Genomic DNA, 3,954 nt, shown 5'->3' on the forward strand with positions numbered 1-3,954 from the left:
TCCTTATTGATTGGAGCAGCTCTGGCATTATGCTTGCCCAGCCACAAACTTACGGGACATATAGCTAATTACAAACCTTTGCGCTTCGCTTTGGACATCGTTGGGATTGCTGGCGTCATGTGCTTGATTTGGATGTTTGGACAGGTGAATCAATATGAAACCTTTCTTTACAGGGGCGGAATGGTGATTCAGTGTATCGCAACAACAGCCATCATCGCCGCTGCGGTTCATCCTTCGACTTGGATCGGTCGTATGCTGGGATTTAGGCCGCTTCGTTGGCTGGGTGTTCGTTCCTATGGCATCTATATCTGGCATTACCCGATTCTAGTGTTGACTTTCTCGGCTACAGCAGCGGAAAATCTGTCCATCCTTCAGATCATTATACAACTGGCCGCTGTTCTCGTGATTGCTGCCGTTTCCTGGCGATTTGTTGAAAAACCAATCCGTTACAAAGTGAACAAGGGAATAGGGAAGACAAATAGACGTTCCAAAGATGTTTCAGGATCAATAGGAGGATAAAAGAGCTACGGAAACGATTCGTAGATGGAGGGGCTGGATATCCATTCCTATTTCTTCAAGTTGTTTGTATTGTCCAATTTCCTTTGCAGGTACCTCTACCAGATACATCGGCGCCAATTTACTGCTGCTGTACAAAGCCTTGCCCTCAAGGATATTAGTGCTAGTGCTTGAAGAAATGTAAATGATTCGTCCGTTATCCCCCACGTGTTTGCGGCCTCTTGTATCGTGAAAAATGCACCCTTTGTATTGATGGTAAATAGAGAACTGGTCGATATCATCAATAAGGAACACGGTGGGATATACGCCTATCCTCATGAATCTGAAGAAGATCGGGAGGAAACCCGCCGGCTGATGAAAGAAGTCATAAGAAAAGATAAAGAAAAAGCGAAACAGAATTCCTGATAAATATCCCATCCGGTACGTCTTTTTAACGAAAGGCGCACCGGTTTTTTTATGATATAATGAACAAAATATATATTGTCCTTAAACAAAGGAGATGATTCTCATGGCAGATCCTAAAACAAAACCTGCAGAAGAACTCACCGCCGGAGAATTAGCCGATATTATCGATGAAGAACACGGCGGAATATACGCTCACCCTCCTGCATCCAAAGAAGAGGAAGAAGAAACGCGCCGGCTTGTTCGAAACTATAAAGAGCAAAAGAAAAAAGCGAAACAAAATTCCTGATAAATATTCCAGCCGGTATGTCTTTTCCAAGGCGTACCGGTTCTTTTTTTATAAAACCAGAAACAGACCAAGGAGGGTTCCCCGTGAATAAACCAGATGTCGCCAAGCATTTAAACTACAGAGAGTATCGCATACTGCTGGCCGCCTACCAACAACACAATGCGGCAATGGGGTTTGAAAAGCGCCGGAAATATAACTTCGCAAACATCGTAAAAGTCGAAAGCCATCCCGAAGAGAACTGTCTCCATGTTCACTACAAAGACGGTGAGTGGTGGCATTACACAGCCCAGGGGACCTGGTACTAATTTTATTATAATGGACCGTTACAAAACGAAAACGCCCCGTCACTATGCTCCGGGGCCGGTCCACAGCATGAAGATTATAAAAAAAGAGCTAAAACTATTAAAAAGGAGCGTGCAGGTATGCAGCGTACAGTCCCCGCACTCGGAACAAACCCAAATTTAGACGCCCCGGACATCAGCCATTTGATTGAAAAAGAAAGACGGGAAGCAAAAGAGAAAGTGAAGCAGCTTACCGATACCCAGGAGGACAGCGAAGCTCTGACTTACTGGCAGGGGCGCGTCGACGCCACCGAAAACATTATAAAGCGCATCAGATGGGAACGATACAACCGCAGCTGACGCATCGCTATGATCAAAAAAACATCTTCATAAAAAACCGCGCCGCCTGGCACGGGAAAGACATTCAAAATGGAACCATCAGTAACGACATGAAGACTAAACGCAGAGGATTTCATAACGGGTTCTATTTTAAGGTGCAAAACCTTAATTCACAGACTAATTAACAATACTGTTCACATCGAAAATCACAATTAATTCAATCGAGTAGGAGGGGATCTTAGATCCCCAACCTCTCACACCACCGTACGTACGGCTCCGTATACGGCGGTTCAATAGGTTATGTGTGTCTTTTCTCATATAAGTGGTTTAAGTTCTTTAGACCAACCTGTTCAAAAATATCGTTCGTTAACGCTCGGTGTAGAATATGGCTACACGCCATGAAGGCAGAACCATAGAAACTTTCGTTTCGTTGGGCTTCCTACTTGGCTCTTTTCACGGTTTACGGTGAGTTTTAGCTTGTTTTCCATACCAAGCGGCGTAAAAATAGTTGTATTCAAAAAATCTGAAAAGGTTTGGTTCGAAACCTTTTCAACAATTGCCCCTAAGAGTAAATAATTGTTATATTCATAAATCTCGCCAGGCTCGTGAGATAACGCTACTCCACTTAGTTCTTTTACAGCCTGATTGATTGCGCCCTCTTTCGATCTATCCTTGTCCGTCACTTTAAGACCTTCAAACGAACTAATACCACTTGTTTGTTCTAATAAATGCAAAACGGTTATTTGTTTTGAACTGTCTGTTCGATAGGTAAACGATGGAATATAGGATTGTATAGGTTCATCCAGCTCTATTTTACCCTCTTCTACTAACATCATAATCGCAAGAGATTTTAGAGTTTTGCTTAAAGACCCGATCAGAAATGGTGTGTCAAATAGAACTACTCGAAAAAACCTTAATATTGAAAGAAGAAAGTATATTATCGTTAAAGAAGTCACATGAATTTTTACAGCAATTGAATAAACAGCAACAAGATTTAATTTCACAGGTTTTCATTATTTCATAAAAAAATCTTCGCAGGAAAATCTGGTTTTTTTTTTGATTCTGCTCTAAAGAATATATTTTCAAAACCGTTAGATTTCCTTACATTAATGAGGGAGGAAAAGACTCAAAATCAAAATAATATAGCTGACTTTTTTAAGAACAGACTGAAAAATAATTAAAAAGTATATAGCAATACACTATCTGATGTGTGACCATATTTACCGATTACCATCTATATTTACTTGCGATTGCCATAAAATTTAAAATAATGCCGGGTTAAAAAAGTCAAATTCCCACATGGTTTTTGGCAGGGAATTTGACTTTTGTGTTGAACAATCTCGCCTTTGTGTGATTGATAAATATCATTTATCTATTGAACAGTATGGTTGTAATGTATAGCAATCCCACTTTGAATAAAAGGCTCCCTGTACTTTAAGCACAGACCCAATACACCAGGAAAGAACGCAAATTCTGGGTCCATTAACCAACCAAACGTTTTTTTAAACTCAACAGTACGGATCTCTTTTGTGGCTGCCTCAACTACGTATTCCATTTTATGAAACGCCATCCTGGGTTTTATTTCTGCACAATCTATTTCTTTTCGGTATTGTCACTGAAGGGATATAAGGACAAAGAAAAAGGCAGCCAAGAACATGAGCTGCCACTTTTTTGCTATGGGGGTTCGATTCATTTTTCGCTCGATATTACGTTAAGCCAACATCCAGAGCATCAATGTCCCTCCCTCTTTGTAATTAATTATTCTCCCACATGCTCTTGTTTTCTCCGTATTTCTATCCTATCAATGATCACCAGATAGGTGCGTTCCCACCTCACGGAAACATAAATTGTTATCTATAACAATTTGATCCAGTACAGAATCCTTCCATCTGTCCATACAGGAATTTGTTGGTAAATTAGTGTATGACCGTGCTCTTGGAAATCACCCACATCGCACATGGTCGCTAACCCTCCCATATATCACTGGCTGAAGGTCCATACATTCCTTCGTCCGGCGTTTCCATGTGGGGGGGGGGGGCGGCTAAGCTCCCTAGCTGGGTCTGGGCCCGAATGGAAAAAATGAACGCCGCCTCGGCACTATTGGTGTTTGTTCTATAGGCACAGAAG

At 41.5% G+C, this 3,954-nt stretch carries 6 protein-coding genes; 5 read left to right on the plus strand and 1 reads right to left on the minus strand.

Features of this window, described 5'->3' with window-relative positions:
• The first annotated feature begins 123 nt into the window (after positions 1 to 123).
• The 5 genes from BM124_RS18330 (at position 124) to BM124_RS18355 (ending at position 1,848) form a co-directional block, all read left to right on the plus strand.
• Positions 124 to 519, plus strand: a complete 396-nt coding sequence (locus BM124_RS18330) for an acyltransferase family protein (RefSeq protein WP_170841231.1) — start codon at positions 124 to 126, stop codon at positions 517 to 519.
• A 225-nt stretch (positions 520 to 744) separates the two neighbouring features.
• Entirely contained in the window at positions 745 to 921 is a 177-nt protein-coding gene (locus BM124_RS19105; protein ID WP_170841232.1) for a hypothetical protein, read from the plus strand.
• Between the two features lie 103 nt (positions 922 to 1,024).
• Complete coding sequence (locus tag BM124_RS18345) at positions 1,025 to 1,207, plus strand: hypothetical protein (RefSeq protein WP_093339965.1); 183 nt, start codon at positions 1,025 to 1,027, stop codon at positions 1,205 to 1,207.
• A gap of 83 nt (positions 1,208 to 1,290) precedes the next feature.
• Complete coding sequence (locus BM124_RS18350) at positions 1,291 to 1,512, plus strand: hypothetical protein (RefSeq protein ID WP_093339967.1); 222 nt, start codon at positions 1,291 to 1,293, stop codon at positions 1,510 to 1,512.
• A gap of 117 nt (positions 1,513 to 1,629) precedes the next feature.
• Positions 1,630 to 1,848 carry a hypothetical protein gene (locus BM124_RS18355; protein ID WP_093339970.1) on the plus strand — a complete coding sequence of 73 codons (219 nt, stop codon included), beginning with the start codon at positions 1,630 to 1,632 and terminating at the stop codon, positions 1,846 to 1,848.
• Positions 1,849 to 2,216: 368 nt separating this feature from the next.
• Here the strand turns inward: BM124_RS18355 and BM124_RS18360 are convergent, their stop codons facing one another.
• Positions 2,217 to 2,831 carry a serine hydrolase domain-containing protein gene (locus BM124_RS18360; protein ID WP_093339972.1) on the minus strand — a complete coding sequence of 205 codons (615 nt, stop codon included), beginning with the start codon at positions 2,829 to 2,831 and terminating at the stop codon, positions 2,217 to 2,219.
• Positions 2,832 to 3,954 lie beyond the last annotated feature (1,123 nt).

The organism is Salibacterium halotolerans, assembly GCF_900115625.1.
GTDB lineage: Bacteria > Bacillota > Bacilli > Bacillales > Marinococcaceae > Salibacterium > Salibacterium halotolerans.